Source organism: Mesorhizobium sp. M0802 (assembly GCF_040320115.1).
Lineage (GTDB): Bacteria > Pseudomonadota > Alphaproteobacteria > Rhizobiales > Rhizobiaceae > Mesorhizobium.
Window position 1 is genome coordinate 274,954 of the sequence record NZ_JAMYOY010000002.1, and the last position, 20,637, is coordinate 295,590.

At 63.8% G+C, this 20,637-nt stretch carries 21 protein-coding genes; 2 read left to right on the plus strand and 19 right to left on the minus strand.

Annotated features, from left to right (window positions below; genetic code table 11):
- Positions 1 to 112 precede the first annotated feature (112 nt).
- The 15 genes from lnt to NKI10_RS04630 form a co-directional block, all read right to left on the minus strand.
- Positions 113 to 1,705, minus strand: coding sequence for an apolipoprotein N-acyltransferase (gene lnt, locus NKI10_RS04560; protein ID WP_352858868.1), 1,593 nt, complete (start codon positions 1,703 to 1,705; stop codon positions 113 to 115).
- A 77-nt stretch (positions 1,706 to 1,782) separates the two neighbouring features.
- Positions 1,783 to 2,253 (minus strand): VOC family protein, encoded by a 471-nt coding sequence (locus tag NKI10_RS04565; RefSeq protein WP_352858870.1) that lies wholly within the window; start codon positions 2,251 to 2,253, stop codon positions 1,783 to 1,785.
- Between the two features lie 20 nt (positions 2,254 to 2,273).
- Positions 2,274 to 3,368: a hemolysin family protein gene (locus tag NKI10_RS04570; RefSeq protein ID WP_023682011.1), complete on the minus strand. Its 1,095-nt coding sequence runs from the start codon at positions 3,366 to 3,368 to the stop codon at positions 2,274 to 2,276.
- A gap of 28 nt (positions 3,369 to 3,396) precedes the next feature.
- Positions 3,397 to 3,903, minus strand: coding sequence for an rRNA maturation RNase YbeY (gene ybeY, locus NKI10_RS04575; protein WP_352858872.1), 507 nt, complete (start codon positions 3,901 to 3,903; stop codon positions 3,397 to 3,399).
- Between the two features lie 17 nt (positions 3,904 to 3,920).
- On the minus strand, positions 3,921 to 4,913 hold the full coding sequence (locus NKI10_RS04580; protein WP_027049340.1) for a PhoH family protein: 993 nt from the start codon (positions 4,911 to 4,913) through the stop codon (positions 3,921 to 3,923).
- Between the two features lie 83 nt (positions 4,914 to 4,996).
- A complete protein-coding gene (gene miaB / locus NKI10_RS04585) occupies positions 4,997 to 6,406 on the minus strand; it encodes a tRNA (N6-isopentenyl adenosine(37)-C2)-methylthiotransferase MiaB (RefSeq protein WP_352543374.1) in 1,410 nt (469 codons plus the stop codon).
- A 76-nt stretch (positions 6,407 to 6,482) separates the two neighbouring features.
- Positions 6,483 to 7,283, minus strand: a complete 801-nt coding sequence (gene olsA, locus NKI10_RS04590; RefSeq protein WP_352543375.1) for a lyso-ornithine lipid O-acyltransferase — start codon at positions 7,281 to 7,283, stop codon at positions 6,483 to 6,485.
- A 28-nt stretch (positions 7,284 to 7,311) separates the two neighbouring features.
- Entirely contained in the window at positions 7,312 to 7,806 is a 495-nt protein-coding gene (gene rimI / locus NKI10_RS04595; protein ID WP_023669542.1) for a ribosomal protein S18-alanine N-acetyltransferase, read from the minus strand.
- Positions 7,806 to 8,483, minus strand: a complete 678-nt coding sequence (gene tsaB, locus NKI10_RS04600; RefSeq protein ID WP_023682015.1) for a tRNA (adenosine(37)-N6)-threonylcarbamoyltransferase complex dimerization subunit type 1 TsaB — start codon at positions 8,481 to 8,483, stop codon at positions 7,806 to 7,808. Before tsaB ends, rimI begins: the two co-directional genes overlap by 1 nt.
- Before the next feature lie 107 nt (positions 8,484 to 8,590).
- The gene (locus NKI10_RS04605; RefSeq protein WP_352858875.1) at positions 8,591 to 9,706 is read right to left on the minus strand and encodes a DUF1513 domain-containing protein; all 1,116 of its coding nucleotides are present in this window, start codon (positions 9,704 to 9,706) and stop codon (positions 8,591 to 8,593) included.
- A 3-nt stretch (positions 9,707 to 9,709) separates the two neighbouring features.
- The gene (locus NKI10_RS04610) at positions 9,710 to 10,789 is read right to left on the minus strand and encodes an imelysin family protein (RefSeq protein ID WP_352858877.1); all 1,080 of its coding nucleotides are present in this window, start codon (positions 10,787 to 10,789) and stop codon (positions 9,710 to 9,712) included.
- Positions 10,789 to 12,378: a di-heme oxidoreductase family protein gene (locus NKI10_RS04615; protein ID WP_352858879.1), complete on the minus strand. Its 1,590-nt coding sequence runs from the start codon at positions 12,376 to 12,378 to the stop codon at positions 10,789 to 10,791. Before NKI10_RS04615 ends, NKI10_RS04610 begins: the two co-directional genes overlap by 1 nt.
- Positions 12,379 to 12,390: 12 nt before the next feature.
- Positions 12,391 to 12,876, minus strand: a complete 486-nt coding sequence (gene bfr, locus NKI10_RS04620) for a bacterioferritin (protein ID WP_352858880.1) — start codon at positions 12,874 to 12,876, stop codon at positions 12,391 to 12,393.
- Positions 12,842 to 13,153 carry a (2Fe-2S)-binding protein gene (locus NKI10_RS04625; protein ID WP_023669536.1) on the minus strand — a complete coding sequence of 104 codons (312 nt, stop codon included), beginning with the start codon at positions 13,151 to 13,153 and terminating at the stop codon, positions 12,842 to 12,844. The genes bfr and NKI10_RS04625 overlap by 35 nt, the downstream gene beginning before the upstream one ends.
- A gap of 112 nt (positions 13,154 to 13,265) precedes the next feature.
- Complete coding sequence (locus tag NKI10_RS04630; RefSeq protein ID WP_352858882.1) at positions 13,266 to 14,558, minus strand: imelysin family protein; 1,293 nt, start codon at positions 14,556 to 14,558, stop codon at positions 13,266 to 13,268.
- A gap of 491 nt (positions 14,559 to 15,049) precedes the next feature.
- On the opposite strand from NKI10_RS04630, the gene NKI10_RS04635 reads away from it, so the two are divergent.
- Positions 15,050 to 16,303 carry an NAD(P)/FAD-dependent oxidoreductase gene (locus NKI10_RS04635; protein WP_352858884.1) on the plus strand — a complete coding sequence of 418 codons (1,254 nt, stop codon included), beginning with the start codon at positions 15,050 to 15,052 and terminating at the stop codon, positions 16,301 to 16,303.
- Between the two features lie 121 nt (positions 16,304 to 16,424).
- On the opposite strand, the gene NKI10_RS04640 is transcribed toward NKI10_RS04635, so the two are convergent.
- Positions 16,425 to 17,702, minus strand: coding sequence for a 4-aminobutyrate--2-oxoglutarate transaminase (locus NKI10_RS04640; RefSeq protein ID WP_023703491.1), 1,278 nt, complete (start codon positions 17,700 to 17,702; stop codon positions 16,425 to 16,427).
- A 264-nt stretch (positions 17,703 to 17,966) separates the two neighbouring features.
- On the opposite strand from NKI10_RS04640, the gene NKI10_RS04645 reads away from it, so the two are divergent.
- Entirely contained in the window at positions 17,967 to 18,668 is a 702-nt protein-coding gene (locus tag NKI10_RS04645) for an efflux RND transporter permease subunit (protein ID WP_352858886.1), read from the plus strand.
- Here NKI10_RS04645 and NKI10_RS04650 read toward each other — a convergent pair.
- Genes NKI10_RS04650 through NKI10_RS04660 form a run of 3 tightly spaced genes read right to left on the minus strand, consistent with a single transcriptional unit; the run spans position 18,665 to position 20,636 of the window.
- On the minus strand, positions 18,665 to 19,015 hold the full coding sequence (locus NKI10_RS04650; protein ID WP_352858888.1) for a hypothetical protein: 351 nt from the start codon (positions 19,013 to 19,015) through the stop codon (positions 18,665 to 18,667). The genes NKI10_RS04645 and NKI10_RS04650 overlap by 4 nt on opposite strands.
- Before the next feature lie 38 nt (positions 19,016 to 19,053).
- Positions 19,054 to 19,803, minus strand: a complete 750-nt coding sequence (locus NKI10_RS04655; protein ID WP_352858890.1) for an ABC transporter ATP-binding protein — start codon at positions 19,801 to 19,803, stop codon at positions 19,054 to 19,056.
- Positions 19,800 to 20,636: an ABC transporter ATP-binding protein gene (locus NKI10_RS04660; RefSeq protein WP_023682023.1), complete on the minus strand. Its 837-nt coding sequence runs from the start codon at positions 20,634 to 20,636 to the stop codon at positions 19,800 to 19,802. The genes NKI10_RS04655 and NKI10_RS04660 overlap by 4 nt, the downstream gene beginning before the upstream one ends.
- Position 20,637 lies beyond the last annotated feature (1 nt).

Here is a 20,637-nt window from a genome sequence, read left to right on the forward strand (position 1 = left end):
CTTTTCTATTTTTCTCGCCCAAACGAAGCCGGAGCCAACTGCCCCAACAGAAACACCAACCGACTTCGAGAAAATTAGGCGGTAACAGTATGAGTTTCTAATGTGTCGACTGTCAATTCACCCGTAGCCGTTGCCTTACGTTCAAGCTGAGGGCGATTGCGGCAAACACCAACATGATCAGCATTCCGTTAATGCGCCGCCCCGCGGGGGAGATGAAGGCTTGGCCGGAGATCGGCACCCGCACGTCGATGGCGCCACGTGCATCGACCGCCAATGCGTCGACGATGCGTCCCCGCGTATCGACAACGGCGGAAATGCCGTTGTTGGCGGCGCGCAACAGCGGCAATCCGTTTTCCACCGCGCGAATCTGAGCCTGCCTGAAATGCTGGTACGGCCCGGGCGTGTCGCCGAACCATGCGTCGTTGGTGACGTTCACAATAAGCTGGGATGACGTTGCGTCAACAGCCACAAGATCAGGAAAGATCACCTCGTAGCAAATAAACGGCAAGGCGCTGATGCCGCCGGGCAAAGCGATCGGATGGCGCTCGTTGCCGGCGGCGAAATTCATCGGCCCGGCGACGAGCTGTCCGATGCCGAAGCGGCTGAGCAGACCGGAAAACGGCAGATACTCGCCGAACGGCACCAGATGGACCTTGTCGACGGCATCAGCGATTTCGCCCTTGTCATCGATCGCCACCACCGAATTGTAGTAGCGGCTGTCGGCATCCGCCCCCGATCCGCGCTCCTCGCGCACGACGCCGGCAATCAGCATCTGACCAGGCTGCAGCATGTCGCCGAGCGCGGTCAGCGCGTCCGGACGCTCGGTGAACAGGAACGGTACCGAGGTCTCCGGCCACAGGATAAGTTGCGGTTTGTCATGACCGGGATCGGGCGCTGCGGCCGACAGGCCCATCATCGTGGCGAAGATGCGGTCGCGCACCGAGGCGTCCCATTTTTCGCTGAGGTCGACATCCGGTTGCACGATACGGACCTCGAGAGTGCGGGTTGTCGGCTTGTCGGGGGTCGCGAGCCTGACATAGCCGAAGCCGGCATGGGCGGCGACGAGAATGGCAAGCAGGACCACACCGAGACGGACATGCCGGCGTGCTGCAAGCAAGGCCGGCATGGCGAAGACAAAGACCGCCAGCGCGTTCATGCCGACCATGCCGGTCACCGACACGCTTTGCATCAACAGCGGCACGGGCATCGCCGCATTGCCGACGGCATTCCAGGGAAAGCCGGTGAACAGGAAGCCGCGCAGCCATTCCGTCAGGCCAAAAGCAAAGGCAAGGGCGGCAATGCGGCCAATGTCGTTGGTCCATAACAGCCGCGCGACGACGGTGGCGAAGCCGTAGAAAAATGCCAGCGCCAAAGGAATGCCGACGACCGCGAAGGGTAAGGCCCAGGCGAAACTGTCGGCCTCGACCAGAAGCGCCTCACCGATCCACCACAGGCCGGCGAGGAAATAGCCGAAGCCGAACCACCAGCCGATGGCAAAAGCCGGCCGCAGGCGCCTGAGCCAGCCGTCGGAAGCCTCGCCGGTGGCGCCGTCGAGCAGCCAGACCAGCAGTGGAAACGAGACGAAACAGACGGCGAAGAAATCGTAAGGCGCCTGGGCGAGCACCGCCAGCGCCCCGGCAAGAAACGCCACCAGCGCGCGCCGCCAGCCCCAAAGCAGAATTATCCGGCCGGCAAGGCGCTCCATACAGACTTCCCAGGTCGCGCGAATCAGGAGCCAAGATTTATCAGATTTATTGAAACGCGAACCGGCCGATCGCTGCGCTATCGGTGCCATCCCTCGATGGTTAGCCCGCTCAGGTGCTCGGCCTCCTCGCGCGGCACGGTGCGCAAGGTCTGGGTGAAGGTCCAGACATGGCCTTCGGGGTCGCGCGCCCGATACTGCCGTTCGCCGTAGAAATGGTCGGCAGGCTCCTCGACGATTTGGGCTCCAGCCGCCATTGCCCGCTCACAATGCACGTCCAGGCCGTCTTTCAGACGCACACAGACCGACTGAGTGTTCTTGCCGCCGACGCTTACCGGACTGGCAATATGATCGGCCCATTCGGAATCGACGATGATGTAGCCGTCGCCAAAACGCATTTCGGCATGGACCAGCTGTCCGTCGGCGTCGCTGACCACCATGCTCGGCTCGAAGCCGAAGGCCGTTTCGAGCCATTTCAATGCGGCTCGCGGGTCCTTGTAGAACACACCCGAGCCAAAGGTTGAGTGCTTGAAGGGATCGTCGATCGTCATCGGCCGGGCAACGTTCTGTCCTAGGCCTGCTCGGTGCGAGGGGCGGTCACGCGGCGGCGACGCTCGCCCTTCTGGTTCTGGACGATGCGCACCCGCTTGACGCGGCGCGGATCGGCGTCGAGCACGTGGAATTCGAAGCCGGGGATGGCTTGCACAACCTCACCACGCGCGGGCACGCGACCGAGCGTGTTGAAAATCATGCCGCCGATCGTGTCGACATATTCACCATGCTCGCCGGCGGTAAAGTCCTCGCCGATCATCTTGGCGACCTCGTCGATCTCGGCCTTGCCGTCGACGACGAACACGCCCTCGCCGGTCTGGGTGATCAGCGGCTCGTCCTCGTCATGCTCGTCCTCGATATCGCCGACGACCATCTCGACGATGTCTTCCAGCGAGGCGAGACCATCGGTGCCGCCATATTCGTCGATGACCAGCGCCATCTGGGTTCGCGTCGTCTGCATATGGCCCATCAGGTCGGAGGCAAGCATCGAGGGCGGCACGAACAGCACCGGGCGGATCAGATTGAGGTCGCCGATGGTGCGGCCGAGATCGACCTGGGCGAGGTCGAGAAGCGTCGTTGCCGGCGTCTTCCTGGATGTTCTGCCCTTCTTGACCCGGGCGACCTTGGTGATGTGGGCCAGCACGTCGCGGATGTGAACCATGCCGCGCGGATCGTCGAGCGTCTCGGAATAGACCGGCATGCGGGAATGGCCGGACTGCTCGAACAGACCGAGCAGATCGCCCAACGTCGTGGTGATCTCGACGGCCTCAATATCGGCGCGCGGCACCATGACGTCCTCGACGCGTACCTCGCGCAGGCGCAATATGTTGTTAAGCATGGCGCGTTCGCCAGGCGAGAAAGACCCGGCATCGCTGGTCGTTTCGGCAAGCGCGCCGGCGATTTCCTCGCGCAGGCTGGTGCCGTTCCGCTGCCTGAAAAGGCCCAAGACGCGGTCGAACAGGGACGGACCGGCAGGCGATGGCTCGCTGGCAATACTACCAGAAGCGGGGCTGCCGGAACTGGGACTCGGACTCGATCCCTCTTCCGTCGTATCGGAAGGCTTTGTCGCACTGCCAGCCTCGGGGCGGGCGGCAGTTTCTGGTTTGTCGTTCATCGTCGTCCGGTCAATTGGTCTTTTGTCATTACGTGTAGGGATCGGGAATGGCAAGCCTTGCGAGCGCAGAGCGCTCGATGGCTTCCATCTCCTCGGCCTCTGCATCGGTCTCGTGATCGTAGCCCAGCAAATGCAGCAGGCCGTGGATGACGAGATGGGTGATATGGTTCTCGAAGGGCTTGTCTTCCAGGGCTGCTTCGCGCGCCACCGTCTCGGCGGCGAGCACGATGTCACCCAGCATGGGCGGCAGCTTGCCACCCCTGGGGAACGGAAAAGCCGGGAAAGACAAGACGTTGGTCGCCTTGTCCTTGCCGCGCCAGCCGGCATTGAGGGTACGGATATGGGCATCGTTGGAAAAGACGATGCTGAGTTCGGAAGGACCGGCAGCAGCGGTTTCGGCAAAGGCAGCCGACACGGCGCGATCGACCAGACGCGTCAGCGCCGCCTCATCGGGCCAGTCGCCGGCCTCGACCGACATATCGATCTCGACGGGAACCGAACTGTCCCCGCCGCCAGTTTTTATGTCTTCAGGCATGAGCCCGCATCGTCACATCAGCTCTCGGCGCCGAGGCCGCGCGCCAGCTTGGCGTCGCGGTCATAGGCCCTGACGATTTCGGCCACCAGCGGGTGGCGCACAACGTCGACATCGTTGAAGCGCACGGTTACCGCGCCGGCCACGCCGTCAAGGACACGCAAGGCTTCGACGAGGCCCGACTTGGTGCTTGGAGGCAGATCGATCTGCGTCGGATCGCCGGTGACGATCATGCGCGAATTCTCGCCGAGGCGGGTCAAAAACATCTTCATCTGCATCGGCGTGGTGTTCTGCGCCTCGTCGAGGATGACGGCGGCATGCGCCAGCGTGCGGCCGCGCATGAAGGCCAGCGGCGCGATTTCGATGACCTCGGCAGCGATAGCACGCTCGACCTTGTCGGCCGGCATCATGTCGTAGAGCGCGTCATAGAGGGGCCGCAGGTACGGATCGACCTTTTCCTTCATATCGCCGGGCAGAAAACCCAGCCGCTCGCCGGCCTCGACCGCTGGCCGTGACAGGATGATGCGCTCGACCATGCCGCGTTCGAGCAGCATCGCCGCATGCGCCACCGCCAGATAGGTCTTGCCGGTGCCGGCGGGGCCAATGCCGAAGACAAGTTCCGAACGCTCCAGTGCCCGCATATAGGCGTCCTGATTGAGCGAACGGGCATAGATCGTCTTCTTGCGGGTGGAGATCTGGGCGGCCGAGACTTTGCCCTTGCGTTCCAGCGTCGGCAGCGTCAGCTGGTCGTCGGCGGCAATCGCCATGCGCACGGCGCCATCAACGTCGGACTGGCCGATATCGGTGCCCTTCTGGAGAATGCCGTAGAGATTGTCGAGCGCGCGGCGCGCCTGTTCGGCCGCCGAGGCCGAGCCCTTGATGGTCAACTGGTTGCCGCGCGAGCGGATGTCGACGCCGAGCTTCTGCTCAAGCCGGGCCAGGTTCTCGTCGAACTGGCCGTACAGGGCGCTGGCAAGCTTGTTGTTGTCGAAAGTCAGAACGATGTGCGCCATGTCAGAGGCCCCGGATGTCTGGTTCTGGGGCAGAGTCTTCACTTCAGCAGCGCTCAACCGTCTCTCCTCATCTGCCGAGGCCATCAAGCCAACTCGGCGAACAGGCTATTGTAGCCCGTCTTCGTGATTCGCACCCGGATAATGTCACCGATTTCGCCGGCCTTTTCATCAACAATAACCGGCTGCAGCCAGGGCGAGCGGCCGACCTTCTGGCCGGCCTGACGGCCGGGCTTCTCGATCAGCGTGTCGATGGTGCAGCCGACCAGGCTCAGGCCGAAATCCTGCTGTTGTTTCAGCAGCAGCGCCTGCAGCCGTTGCAGGCGCTCGTCCTTGACCGCTTCCGGCACGTGATCGGGCATATCGGCGCCCGGCGTGCCGGGACGCGGCGAATATTTGAACGAGAAGGCCGAGGCGTAGTTCACCTGGCCCACCAGATCCATCGTCGCCTCGAAATCGGCGTCGGTTTCGCCGGGGAAGCCGACGATGAAGTCACCGGACAGCGCGATGTCGCCGCGTGCAGCGCGGATGCGCTCGAGCAGCGCCAGATAGTCCTTGGCCGTGTGCCTGCGGTTCATCGCCTTGAGGATGCGGTCTGACCCGGATTGCACCGGCAGGTGCAGATAAGGCATCAAAGCCGGGAGGTCGCGATGGGCAGCGATCAATTCGTCGTCCATGTCGCGCGGATGGCTAGTGGTGTAGCGCAGTCGCGCCAGGCCGGGAATTTCGGCCAGCCGGAACAGCAGGCGACCAAGCCCCCATTCCTTGCCATCCTCACCCTTGCCGTGCCATGCATTGACGTTCTGCCCCAGCAGCGTCACCTCGCGCACACCGGCATCGGCCAGCCGCTCGGCTTCGGCGACGATCTGCGCCACCGGGCGCGACACTTCCGAGCCCCTGGTATAGGGCACGACGCAGAAGGTGCAGAATTTGTCGCAGCCTTCCTGCACGGTGAGGAAGGCGCTGACGCCGCGCTTGATCATTTCGGCACGCTTCGGCTGCGGCAGATGCTCGAACTTGTCCTCGATGGCGTATTCGGTCTCGACGATCTTCTCGCCGCCGCGCACCCGGGCCAGCACATCGGGCAGCCGGTGATAGGTCTGCGGGCCGATGACCAGATCGACAGCAGGCGAACGGCGGATGATTTCCGCGCCTTCGGCCTGCGCGACGCAACCGGCGACGCCGATCAGCATTTCGCGCCCAACTGCTGCGCGTTCAGCCTTCATGTCGCGGATGCGGCCGAGCTCGGAATAGACCTTTTCCGCCGCCTTCTCCCTGATATGGCAGGTGTTGAGCAGCACCAGGTCGGCGTCGGCGATGACATCGGTCGCGGTGTAGCCGTCGGCGGCCAGCGCATCGGTCATGCGCTGTGAGTCATAGACATTCATCTGGCAGCCATAGGTCTTGACGAAGACCTTTTTGGCCGGGGCGGACGCCGCAGCCGCGCTTTGCGAGGCGCTGTCGGTTTCGTTCCGCTCTATCGTGTTCAAATCCATCCGGCGGCTTCTAACGCCTTTCCGTGACAAAAAACAGACGATTCTCGGGCATCGGCCTGTAGGCGCTCGGCCTGCGCTAGCAGCTCGGTCGGGGATCGGCGAGCGCGGCCTGCATCATGGCGCGCACCTGGCTTTCCATCATCCTCGACGTTTCCTTGCGGTTCGAGCCCTTGGAAAAGGCGATGGGCTCGCCGAAATGCACCTCGACGTCAATGGCGCCTTCGGCCATCAGCACCTTGAGATGCGGCATCAGGTCCTGATCGCCGATCCAGGCAGCGAGCGGCCGGTGGCGGCGGCCGAGAGGCACGCCGTGCACCCGCGTGTAGGCAATCGCCAGCGGCTGGATGAAGACCTGCTCGGCCGCGCCTTCCGAAATCGCCATCGAGGCGGCGCCGAACAAGGTGCTCTTGAACGGCAGGATGGTGTTGCCGTCGCCGGTAGAGCCCTCGGCAAACAGCACCATGGCGTCGCCCTTGGCCATGCGGCTGGCGATCTCGCTGGCCTGGTCGCCAGCTGTCCGCTTGCGCTCGCGTTCGATGAAGACCGTACGCTGCAGTTTCGACAGCCAGCCGATCAGCGGCCATCCCTCCATGTCCGCCCGAGCGATGAAGGTCACATCGGCAAAGGAGCCCAGCACCATGATGTCGGTCCAGGAGATATGGTTCGAGGCGACCAGCAGCGGGCGCTGGCTGGACAGCGCACCTTTGACATGGATGCGCAGGCCGAGCGTCCGGACGATGAGGCTGTGCCAGGCCTTCAGAATGACCGTCTCGCGCCAGATTCCAGTCTTCATCGACAGCAGCTGCAAAGGCACAAGGACCAGCGAACCGATGACAACGAGGCTCAGCGCCAGGAAAATCCTGATTTTTCCGATCATGCAGCTTGGCCCTGCCCCAAAACTTTGGCTAGCGAAGATCGCGGCGCATGACAAGCGCGCCGGTAGGACCATGTTCGGTCGAGCGGTAATAATTGGCGCGGTGGCCGACCTGGCGGAAGCCGAGCCGCCGGTAAAGGGCGATGGCAGCGACATTGGTCTCGTCGACCTCAAGGAACAGTGCCTCGGCGCGCTGCGCATGCAGTTCGCGCAGCACGGCGTCCATCAATTGCCAGCCGAGCCCCTGGCGGCGATGCGAGCGCGCCACCGCCACGGTCAGAATCTCGCCCTCGCCGGCTGCAAGCCTGGCCAGCACGAAGCCGACCGGCGGCTTGGCGCCCTGGCCGATTTCGCGCGCGGCATAGCCGAACACGGTTTCCTGTTCGAGCAACGCGGCGAACTCGCCATCGGTCCAGGGCCGGACGAAATCCTCGCGATGCAGCACCGACGCTGCCGGGCTGTCGGCGATGGTCAGCGGCTCGAGCGCATAGTCCCTGCGGCGCGGCTGGAGGAAAGGGATGCGCATCACTTTTCCTGCCTCAACAGGATGAACCCGGCCTGCGCCTTGGCATCGGCGCCGCGCAGATAGAGTGGCTTCGGCTTGTCGCCCTCACCTTTTGCAGCGGCGAGCCGGGCGTAGACGGCAATGTCGGCGGTGGCAGCCGTCGGGCCGATATCGAAATCGCGACCGGCCGCGGCTGCGATCTGCACGGCGGCCGTGCCGGCAAGCACCGGACGATTGTCCGCCGCCATTCCCGCGGCTTGGGCAAGTGTGGTCACAGCCGGACCATAGCGCAAAATCGCTTCCGCATCGTAAAACGCGGCATGGATCTCCTCGCGGCCTGCATCGAGAGCCGCCAGGATCGGGCGGCCGGGAAATGCCGCCCTCGCCTCGGCCGCCAGCGCCTCCAGTGTCGTTACCCCGATCGCCGGGATCTTCAGCGCCAGCGCCAGGCCGCGCGCCGCCGAGACGCCCACCCGCAGGCCGGTGAAGGAACCCGGACCGATGGAGACCGCAACGGCGCCAAGGCCGGCATAATCGGTGCCGTCCGCTTTCAACGCTTCGTCAATGACAGCCATCAGGTGTTCGGCGTGGCCTTTGCCGAGATCGAGTACCGAGCGGCCGAGCTCTCTGCCGCCCGATGCGTCATAGACGCAAGCGGCGCAGAGATTGGCGGCACAGTCGATGGCGAGCAGTTTCATGGGCGACCGGTTCGAAAAACAGTCTCCCTCTGCCCGCCACGGCGCGCCGCCGCAAGAGCCAGCGCGTAAATTGTTAAGCGGCTTCGCTTCGGTGCAGGCCGGACGGCTTACGCCGCTGGCGCGATGCGCAGCATGTGGTTGTCCCAGACATAGTCGGGCTCGGAGCGCGTCGCGCCGCTGCCTTCGATGATTTCGCCGGCACCCGTGGTTGCCATGAAGCCCGGGCCGTCGGGCGCCAGGCCGCAGACCTCGACCAGCGCCTTGGTGGCGACGATCTTGCCGCTGGCGGCGTCGATCACGGCCAGCGAATTGCCTTCCGGCGAAGACACCGCGACCGTGCCGGCAATCGGGTTGGTGGCGACCGAGCCGATGTAATCCCGAAAGCCGGATAGCACGTCCTGCGGCATGTCGAGCAGCTGCAGCCCCTTGCCGCGCGTGGCGCGGCCGACCAGCGGTGGCCGGTCGGTGCCTGGCCCGCGATACTGGCAGCCGAACCAGACGGTGCCTGTGGGGTCGGCATCCATGTGGCGAATCGACAGCTGGTGCAGAGCCGGCGGCAGTTCGTGCTTTTCGATGAGATCGCCGGTTGTGCGATCGACCAGCACATAGGACGGCTTCATCGTCGCGATGTTGAGTTCGGCGCGGCCATAGTCGGGATGGGTCTCGATGCCGCCATTGGCGATGGCGATCGTCCGGCCGTCTCCGAGCAGCAAGAGCTCGTGCGGCCCCATGCCATAGGTCGGAAACTCGCCGATGCGGCTGAACTTGGCCCGTGCGTCGTAGATCCCGACGACGCCGGCGGCATTGTCGAAATTGTTTTCGGTGGCGTAAAGCAGCGCGCCGTCGGTGGAAAACACACCGTGGCCGAAGAAATGCCGACCGGTGATGCTGGCGATGGTCAGCGGCGGCTCGCGGCCGGCATGGTCGAAGACCACGGCGAAGGTGCCGGGTTGCCGGGCGAAGACCACGGAGCGCTTCGAGACCGGATCGAAGGTGACGTCGTGGCCACGGTCGGGCAGGTCGATCGCATGCAGTACTTTTCCGGCTTCCGACAACACAGCGGCGCCAAAGCTGCCGTCGCGCTTGACGAAGGCGGTGGCAAAGACGGCATCGGCGGCAAGCGTGTCCGCCCAGGCCCGCGGGGCCATTGACGCGACGAAGCCGGCGCCGGCAGCTCTGAGAAAATCGCGGCGGTCCATCAGCGGCGTGCGTGTCGCAACCATTGGTCAGTCCCCGTCCAGTGACGAAAAGCCGGCGGTCAGGCCGAACTCGGCGGTTAGCCGGGTGCCGATCAAGCCCGACAGGCTGGAGGTGATCAGCGCGAAATGTTCGAGTTTTCCGCGCTCCGCGGGATCGGCGAGCGTCTTGTCGATCCGACCCTGGATGGATTTGGCAGTGGCAACGCCATTGATGAGCTGGATATGGATGGATTCCGCCATCCATCTGCTATCCTCGGGCAGCGCGTCGCCGAGCTTCGAGGCCTGGAACAGCGCATCAATGCCGGAGAGGTTGCCGGCTAATGAAAGGCCGGTGTTTTGCGAGCGCCAGTAGATCGCCTGCCTTGGCTTGTCAGCCTCCGGCTTGGCGCCGAAAAAACCTTTGAGGCGCACGTCGCGGACCATTTCCAGCTCGTTGATGAAGACGCCGACCAGTTCGGTCACCGCTTCGGTGCCGTCGCGGTAAAGCGCATTGTCGGGTCCGGGATTAGCCCACAAGGCTGCAAAACCGTCCGGTTTTTTCCAGGCCGCGTCGACATCGGCCGCCATGGTCTCGATGTTCTTGGCGACTGCCGCGCCATAGGCGCAGCGATAGGGCTCGTCCTTGCCGACGAGCGTCTCGGCGCCGTCGCCGTAAAGCACGAACTCAAGCGCCCCTAATCCCTGCATCGCGACACTCTTGCCCGCCAGCTGCGCCGGATCGGTGGCGGTCGGATCCTTGCCGGCCAGCGCCGCCTGCACCTGCTTCAGGCCGATGCTCTTTCGGTCCGGCCAGTAGAGCATGCGCTCCAGCCGGTTGTTCTCCTTGATTGGCCCGAAGCCGATGATTTCAGCCGACGACCAGGCTGCGACCGTGGCCGAGAATCCGGCATGCGCGGCATCGAGGTTGCCCTGCGACGGCGCCTGGCAGAGCGCGTCCATGGCCTTCGCCAAGGTGCCGGCATGGCCATGCAGGCTGGCATAGGCGGGGCGGACAAATCCGTCGATCGCTCTTTGGATCACGTCGGAGGCTTTCACCGAGGCCGATACCGGGGACGCACCGAACAGAGCCAATGGGAGGAGTAGAACAGGCAAAACCCGCTTGAGCATCAGAATGACTCCAGGAATTTGATGAGAGCATCGCGGTCGGCCGTATTGGCGGCGGCAAAGCGATCGCGCGCCTTCTGCCCCTCGCCGCCATGCCACAGGATCGCTTCGGCAAGCGTGCGCGCACGCCCGTCATGCAGGAAGAAAGCGTTGCCGTTGACGGTCTTTGTCAGGCCGATGCCCCATAGCGGCGGGGTGCGCCATTCACTGCCCGTGGCATCGCCCACCGCCTGGCCGTCGGCAAGGCCAGGCCCCATGTCGTGCAGCAGAAAGTCGGAATATGGCCAGATCAGTTGGAACGCCTGCGCCTTGTTCCCGCGCATGGTGACGAATTTCGGCGTATGGCAGGCAATGCAGCCCATCTCGTAGAACAGCTTCTTGCCGGCGAGCACGGCGGGTGCGCCGACATCGCGCCGCGCCGGCACCGCAAGGTTCTGCGAATAGAAGGTGACGAGGTCCATCACCGGTGGTGGCGCCTCGATCGGGCCAAGCCGCTTCTGCACGCCGTTCGGCATGTCGAGGCAGGCCTTTTCAGCCGCGGTGCAATCGCCCCAGTGACTGGGCTCTTCCGGCGTCGAAATGCCGATATCGCCGGCAAAGGCGTCCGCCGCCTGCTGGCGGATCGACGCGGTCTGGGCCTTCCAACCGAAGCGGCCAAGCGTCAGTTGCCCACTGCTGAGGTCACGCACCATGTTGGGCTTGCCGGAAATGCCGTCGCGGTCGCCGGGATCGGCATGGGCAAGGATGTCGGCCGGCGCGATCTGTTCGATCAGGCCAAGGCCGATCATTGGCGGCGTCAGGCGCGGCGACAGCGTGGTGCGCGGGTCAAGCGGGGCGTAGCCAAGCCCGTCGACCGAATAGCTCGGCTTGCGCAGCCAAACCACGCTGCCGTCGCCGAGCGTGACCTTTTCCTCGCGATAATGGACATACATGCGGCCTTCGCCCTTGAGGCCGGGCACCGCCAGTTCCTGCAACTGCGTGCCGTAGACCGGATCGGGGAAGTTCAGCACCTTGTGCGCGGCGATCTCGGCCTTTTCCTCGGCCGTGCTCGCATCGCGCGCCAGCCGCAGGAACATCGACGTGGTGCGGCTGTCGGCGGCCGGCGGGCGGCCGCGGCCATCCTTCAAATGGCAATTCTGGCAGGCGCGCTCGTTGAACAGGGGTCCGAGACCATCCGAGGCCTGGGTCGAGGATGGCGACGACACCCAGTTCTTGCGGAAAAGCGCATTGCCGAGCTTGAAATTGCCCTGTTCCTCGAAGGTGATGTTTTCAGAGGGTTGCGAGAAAGCGTCGCGGTCGACCTGCCTGCGCGACGTGCCGGCGCCGCCTTGCATCGTTTCGAAGGATTCGGGCTTGGAGAAATCCTGGGTTGGCCTGGTAACGGCAAGGACGCGGGACCGGTCCTTCGGCGTCAGGTCGGTGCGGCTCGTGGCGAGGCCGACCGGTTCCGACGATCCGGCCAGGGCCGGGGCCAAAATTGCCGCCAGGATTACACCCGAAAGCCCACGAAACGCCTGATATCCCAGGTTTTTAAGGCGCAGCGGGCCGTTAGCCCGCCGCACGCGGCGCAGAATATCTAGGGGGCGCCGCATTCCTGCATGGTCCTATTCCGCCTCGTCCGCCGATGCGGCGTTGAGCTGGCCGTATTTTTCCTCGCCGATAGAGGCAAGGAGGTCGAGCTGCGTCTCGAGGAAGTCGATGTGACCTTCCTCATCCGCCAGCAATTCCTCGAACAGCTTCATCGTCACGTAGTCGCCGGCTTCGTTGCAGATCTCGCGCGAACGCTTGTAGGCGGTGCGTGCGTCATATTCGCCGGCGAGATCGGATTCGAGCACTTCCTTGACGTTCTGGCCGATGCGCAACGGCGCCACGGACTGCAAATTGGGATGCCCTTCGAGGAAGATGATACGGGCCACCAGCCGGTCGGCATGGTGCATCTCCTCGACCGATTCGGCGCGTTCCTTCTTTGCCAACTTGGCGTATCCCCAGTCTTCCAGCAGGCGGAAATGCACCCAGTATTGATTGACGGCGCCAAGCTCCAGGAACAGAGCCTCGTTAAGCCGCTCGATGATCTGCGGTTCGCCTTTCATGGATTCTGCTCCCATATTGGACGCGCAGGCCTCTGACGCGATCCAGGTGTGAAACGATGTCCACGCCGCTCGCCTCCGAACGGGTGTGGTAATTTTCGGTGACCCGAATGATCGTTTCGACCACATTTGGGAAGCAGCCGCAACAGCGACCGCGCTTTTGCATCGTGTGATAGACCTTCGCCGGCACGATCAGCTGCCAGGGGTCCTGATCCAGCAGATCGACGATCGTCTGCTCAATCTCCTTTTCGGTGATGATGTTGCAATGGCAGATCAGCATGGATTGGCTCTGGCTGACGGCGCCCCTCCGCGCCGTTTGGCTGGTGGTACGTCTTAGTTGAGCATGACCTTTTCCGAAAACCGGCTTCCACTTTTCGGGGTCATGCTCGCGGCTACTTGAACACCTTGTCCGGTGCGTCGAGGCTGTCGGACCCCTCGAAGGCTATGTTGTTCAGCTTCAGCGCGCCGACGGCGCGTTCGATCGACTTGGTCTGGTCGACCAGCGCGTCGATTGCCGCTTGCACGGTAGCATTGCCTTCGGTGTTGCCCTCGGCGATCTGCTGGTCGTAGGCCTCGCCGGCCACTCCCCGCGCCTTGATCGCCTCCATCTTGGCGACCGAGACATCGAGCTTGTCGTACAGTTCCTTGTCGATCGCCGGATCGGCCGCCTTGACCATATCGTGCACCGACGGGCCTGAAACGACGGCGCCGTCGGTGCGCGTGTAGCTGGCGAGATAGGCGGCGCGGATGCCGATGGCGTCATAGAGATGCGAGTTGTAGGTATTATCCGAGAAGCAGTCGTGCTCCTCTTCGGGATCTTGCAGCAGCAGGCCGAGTTTCATGCGCTCCCCGGCCAGTTCGCCGTAGGACAGCGAGCCCATGCCGGTGAAGATCACCGAGATAGCGGTGTTCGGCTGGCGATCGACGAGGTTCTTGCGGGCGGCGCCGTCTTCCTTCCAGTTGCCGACCATCTCCTGCAGGTCGGAGACCAGAAGATCGCTGGCCGACTTCAGATACTCGGCCCGGCGATCGCAATTGCCGCCGGTGCAGTTCTTGAGGTCATAGTCGGTGTACGGACGCTCGCCGGCGCCCGGGCCGGTGCCGTGCAAATCCTGGCCCCAGAGCAGGAATTCGATGGCGTGATAGCCGGTGGCGACATTGGCCTCGATGCCGCCGGCCTCCTGCAGCGTGCCGGAGAGGAATTCCGGCGTCAGCCTGGAGGCGTCGACCTTCTTGCCGTTGATCTCGATTTCCTTGTTGGCGATGACATTGGCGGTGTAGAGCGCGTTGGCGTCGGACTCGGTGCCGTAGCTCTTGGCGACGTAGTCGATCAGCCCTTCGTCCAGCGGCCAGGAGTTCACCTTGCCTTCCCAGTCGTCGACGATCTTGTTGCCGAAGCGGTAGACCTCGGTCTGCTGGTAGGGCACGCGCGACGCCTTCCAGGCATCGCGGGCGGCATTCAGCGTGTCCGCCGACGGGTTGGCAAGCAGCGCGTCAATAGCCTTGTCGAGTGCCTGCGCCGTGGTCAGCGAATCCTCGTACTTGGCCAGCGCGATGTCGGAATAGGTCTTGATGACCGCCTTGGCATCGATCTCCGCCGCTTTGGCCGGCAGGATGAAAACCGCCGCCGTCAACATAGCCGTGGCACCGATCGCAGCCAGCCTGCCGCCATATCGCGCTGTCATCATCATTCTCCAGTTCAAAGGGAATTCGGTAAAAGGCGCGCGTGCCAAACGGTGCCAAGACATAGGCATGCCGTAGGTCACGACAGATGCCGCGCCGCTCTGCGGCTCACGGAAGAAAGACACCAAATGCCTCCAATCGAACGGGTTCAAGGCCCAAACATCAAAGGGATGCGCTGACGCGCGAGCCTCCATAAAACGATGGCGAGGCCGGAAGTCAACTGGTGAGCCTTAGAAAATTCAATTGAAACAACAGTTTAGAATTATTCTAAACTAGGACTGTCAACTTTAAATCGTATAGCCAGCAGCCAAGATGAGAGACGGCGCGATTGACAAGCGACCGTTCCGGGTGCGACCCGGACCGGGGCTCTTGCGACGGCGGCAGACAATCGCCATCTGGCGGAACGGCTCACAATCAAAGCATGATGTCGTCCGAAAACCGCTTCACACTTTCGGCATCATGCTCCAGATTTGAAACAGGAATTCGGTTTGCGATGAAGAACGGGGTCGTCATTCTCGGTGCGGGTCATGCGGGCGTGCAAGCGGCCGCCAGCCTGCGCGAGGAAGGCCATGACGGGCCTGTCGTACTGATCGGCGACGAAACCGATCTGCCCTATCACAAGCCACCGCTGTCGAAGACCTTCATCAAGGACGCCGATGCCAAGCCGCAACCCTTGCGCGGCGAGGCCTTTTACACCGGCAGCGCCATCGACTTCAGGCCGGGCGTCCGAATCGACAGCATCGATACGGCAGGCCGCAAGCTGGACATGGCAGGCGGCGGCGTGCTGCCGTTCGACCGGCTCATCCTGGCCACCGGTTCGCGGCCGCGGCTCCTGCCGCTGCCGGGCGCCGACCTCTCGGGCGTGCTGTCGCTGCGCTCGATCGCCGATGCGCGGCTGATCCGCCAGCTCAGCGCCCAAAGCGAAGACGTGGTCATCCTCGGCGGCGGCTTCATCGGGCTGGAGATCGCGGCTACGCTGAGGGCCGCCGGCCGCAACGTCACCCTGGTCGAGGCTGTCGACCGGCTGCTTGGCCGCGCCGTGGCGCCGGTGGTGGCGAGCCATGTCCGCCAACGGCTGGAGGCGATCGGCGTGCGTATCCTCACCGGCACCACCATTGCCAGGCTGGAAGGGGAAAACGGCCATGTCTGCGCTGCCATCACCTCCACCGGCGAAAGGCTGCCCGCGCGCATGGTCATCGTCGGCATCGGCGCCGTGCCGAATGTCGAACTTGCTCAGGCTGCCGGACTGACTGTCGCCAATGGCATCCGCGTCGACCAACAGATGCGCACCTCAGTGCCTGATATTCTGGCCATCGGCGACGCCGCTTCCTACCGCCACTGGTCGACCGGCGGCGACGTGCGGCTGGAATCGGTGCAGAACGCCACCGACCAGGCGCGGCTTGCCGCACGCACGATCACCGGCCATACGGACGCCTATTCGGCGGTGCCGTGGTTCTGGTCTGACATCGGCGACATGAAACTGCAGATGGTCGGGCTGACCTCGGGCGGCGACAGCCATGTCGTGCTGGGCGACCTCGCTGAGAACAAGTTCTCGATCTACCACTATGCTGGAAGCCGGCTGCTCGGCATCGAATCCGTCAACAGGCCGGGCGACCATATGCTGGGCCGCAAGATGCTCGGGGCCGGGTTTTCGCCGATGGCGCAGACTGTTGCGGAAGGGCCTGATGGGCTGAAGGCGGCGCTGGCCGCGTTCCAGCAGGATGAGCCGGCACGGGCTGCGGGCTAGACGCACTTACCCTCCCCCTTGTGGGGAGGGTCGCTGCGAAGCAGCGGGGTTGGGGTCGGCGCGAGGCCCCCACCCGGACCTGCGGTCCGACCTCCCCACAAGGGCGAGGTAGGGGTTTGCACTAGGCAGCGCAGACTTCGCGGATCGAGCTTTCCAGAATGTCGAGCGCCTCGTTCATGACATTGTCCTGGATGGTGATCGGAGCCAGGAAACGGATGACGTTGCCGTAGACGCCGCAGGTCAGCAGGATCAGCCCCTTGTCGAGCGCCTTCAGCCGGATCGCATTGGCGATCTCGGCCGACGGCAGGCCCTTCTTGACGTCGTTGAACTCGACCGCGTTCATGAAGCCGAGACCCCTGATGTCGACAATCTCGGGCACGTCGTCGCGGATCGACTGCAGCCGCTGCTTCAGCCGGGCGCCCAGCGTATTGGCGCGGTCGCACAGCTTTTCGTCCTCGATGACGTCAAGCACGGCGTGTGCTGCGGCGACACCGATCGGGCTGCCGCCATAGGTGCCGCCGAGCCCGCCAGGACCGGGCGCATCCATGATGTCGGCGCGGCCGGTGACCGCCGCCAGCGGGAAGCCGCCGGCCAGGCTTTTCGCCATGGTGGTAATGTCGGCCGCGACCTCATGATGATCCATGGCGAACATCTTGCCGGTGCGGGCAAAGCCGGTCTGCACCTCATCGGCGATCAGCAGCATGCCGTGCTGGTCGCAGAGCTTGCGCAGCGCCGTCAGGAATTCGCGCGGCGCGTCGTAGAAGCCGCCCTCGCCCTGGACCGGCTCGATGATGATGGCGGCAACGCGAGCCGGATCGACATCGGCCTTGAACAGTTTGTCGAGTGCGGCCAGCGAATCGGCTGTAGACACGCCGTGCAGCGGCACCGGAAACGGCGCGTGGTAGACGTCGCCCGGCATGGCGCCGAAGCCGACCTTGTAGGGCACGACCTTGCCGGTCAGCGCCATGCCCATGAAGGTGCGGCCGTGGAAGCCGCCGGCAAAGGCGATGACGGCTTGGCGGCCAGTGGCGTTGCGGGCGATCTTGATGGCGTTCTCGACGGCTTCAGCGCCCGTGGTGACGAAGATGGTCTTCTTCTCGAACTTGCCGGGCAGCATGCCGTTCAGCCGTTCGGCCAGCCGCACATAGCTCTCATAGGGCACGACCTGGTGGCAGGTATGGGTGAAGCGGTCGAGCTGTACCTTGACCGCCTCGATCACCCTGGGATGGCGGTGGCCGGTGTTGACGACGGCGATGCCCGAGGAGAAATCGATGTATCGGCGGCCTTCTACATCCCAGATCTCCGAATTCTCGGCGCGGTCGGCATAGATCTGCGTCGTCATGCCGACGCCGCGCGAGATCGACTGGTTCTTGCGCTCGGAAATGGCTGCGTTCTTCATTTCGTCCCTCATCGGGCCGACGCCCGTTCTCGTTAGATGAATGCCAAGGCCTCTTCTGACCTTATTTCACGTTTTCCTCAAGTTGGCACCGCCGCCGGGCGATTGGGCCTGTCGTCGATGCGGGCCACTTCGACAGACCGGGTCTTAACCAGCCGACCGATACACGTACGGGGCAGTCCGTGACAGCTCACCCGTCACCGGGAACGGCGAAGCGATCCCGCTCGCGGCAGTGGCGACTTCCGCTACGACCTCGAACAGCCGACGGTGTGGCGGCGCAACCGCATCCCGACGATCACCGTTCGCGCAGGCCTCGTTGGCGACGTGCTGCCGGCCACCGTGGTCAACGAATTGAAGCCGTCGGTCGACGCCTTCATCGCCAAACTGCCGCCCGCTATTCCGTTGCAACCGCCGGCTCGGTCGAAGAAAGCGCAAAAAGCCGCAGCGGTGGTGCCGCTGATGCTGTTCGTGATGGCGACCATCCTGATGATCCAGTTGCAAAGTTTTCAGCGCCTGTTCCTGGTGGTGGAGGTGGCGCCGCTTGGCCTGATCGGCGTGGTCGCGGCCCTGGTGCCGAGCGGCGCACCGCTCGGCTTCGTCGCCATTCTGGGCGTCCTGGCGCTGATCGGCATCCTGATCCGCAACTCGGTGATCCTGATCGTGCAGATCGAGGATCTGGTGGCCGAGGGCCAAGACCGCTGGGAAGCCGTGATCGAAGCGACCGAGCACCGCATGCGGCCGATCGCGCTGACGGCCGCGGCCGCCAGCCTGGGGCTGATCCCGATCGCGCGCGAAGTGTTCTGGGGCCCGATGGCCTACGCCATGATGGGCGGCATCATCGCCGGCACGGCGATCACGCTGCTGTTCCTGCCGGCGCTTTATGTGACGTGGTTCAGGATCAAGGAGCCTAAGCAGGGGGACGAACCATCTGTTCCGGAGAACGGCGAACTGGCGCAAGACCCCGCTTAAGGCTTTGCCGGATCATTCGTTATCGTTAGAGGGGGGCGCGATTTCGCTCGCTGCCATGGCGATGATTTTGAGGTCCGCCAAGCATGCCAGCCTTTTGGCAAGTCGGCCAATGCCAGGATGCTTTCATCCTGCTGCACCACCTCTTGCAGGCCAACGAGCATTATCTCGCGTTCATCCCAATCTCGAGAGTCGCTGCTATAGAATTGCCAACTGCCCCCTTCATCGTTGTAGTTCTCGTCATCGTCAGCTTCATGCACAACGTATGCGATCCAGTCGCCCCGTTTGAATATGCTCTTGTCCGATAGCACCGCGACATTGGGCGGATCTGCAAACTTCCATTCTTCCATGGAATTCCCCAAGCGATTATTCTGCGGAAGAAACTAGTTCACGCCGTCCGAACAAACCCCTCGCTCGCCCTAAGCAAATTGCGTGTGTAATCCTTCTCCACGCGGTGCCCGATCAGCTGGCCCGCTGTCAGGTTCTCCACCGCTTCGCCATTCTGCATCACCATCAGGCGCTCGCACATATGGGTGATGATGGCGAGGTCGTGGCTGACCATCAGGAAGGTCAGCTTGCGCCGACGGCGAACCTCTTCCAGCAGGTTGAGCACTTCCGCCTGCACCGAAGCGTCGAGCGCCGAGGTTGGTTCGTCGAGCAGCAGGATCGACGGTTCGAGGATGAGCGCCCGCGCGATCGCCACGCGCTGACGCTGACCGCCGGAGAGCTGGTGCGCGTAGCGGAAACGGAAACCGTTGCCTAATCCGACCTCGTCAAGGGCGCGCTGGATGCGTTGCTCGCCATCGGCAAAGCCGTGAATGGCGAGCGGTTCCTGTAGCAGGCGGTCTACGGTCTGGCGCGGGTGCAGCGAACCATACGGGTCCTGGAAGACCATCTGCACTTCGCGATAAAAAGCCTTGTCGCGGCGCGCTCCCAGCGTCTTGCCGTTGACCGTGATAGTGCCGGATTTGGCCGGCACCAGGCCGGCAATGGCTTTGAGCAGCGTCGACTTGCCGGAACCGCTCTCGCCGACCAGGCCGAAGGATTCGCCGGACTTCACCTCGAGGTTCGCCCCTTTCAGCGCGCGAAAACGGTCGAACACCACCTCCAGCCCTTCAATCGAAATGGCTGGCGTCATGCCGCCCACTCCGGCTTGCGGTCGAGCACCGGCAGCGGGTGGCGTTCGTAACCGATCCTGGGCATGCAGTTGAGCAGGCCGCGCGTGTAGGGATGCTGGGCGTCGCGCAGCTCCGACGCCTTGAGCTGCTCGACCACCTTGCCGGCATACATGACGATGACGCGGTCGCAGAAGGAGGCGACCAGCCGCAGATCGTGCGAGATGAAGATCAGGCCCATGCCGCGCTCACTGACCAAGCGGTCGAGGATGCCGAGCACATCGAGCTGCACGGTGACGTCGAGCGCCGAGGTCGGCTCGTCGGCGATCATCAGTTCCGGTCCGGCGATCAGCATCATTGCGATCATGGCGCGCTGGCCCATCCCGCCGGACACCTCGTGCGGATGCAGGTCGAAGACACGCGAGGGATCGCGGATCTGCACAGCTTCCAGCATGGCCAGCGCCCGCTCGCGCGCTTCGGCCTTGGAGACCTTTTCATGCGTGCGCAGCGTCTCGACGATCTGGCGGCCGATGCTCATCACGGGGTCGAGCGAATATTTCGGATCCTGCAGGATCATGGCGATGCGTTTGCCGCGCAGCGCCCGGCGCTGACGGGCCGGTATGGCCAGAAGGTCGATGCCGTCGAGGGCGAGCTTCTTGGCCGACACTAGCGCCTGCGGCGGCGTCAGGCCCATGATGGCGCGGCCGGTCTGCGACTTGCCGGAGCCGCTTTCGCCGACAATGCCCAGCCGCTCTCGGCCAAGCGAAAAAGTGACGCCGCGCACCGCCTGGATGAGGCCGGTCCGAGTCGGGAAGGTGACGCGCAGGTCGTCGACATCGAGAAGTGCACCGCTCATT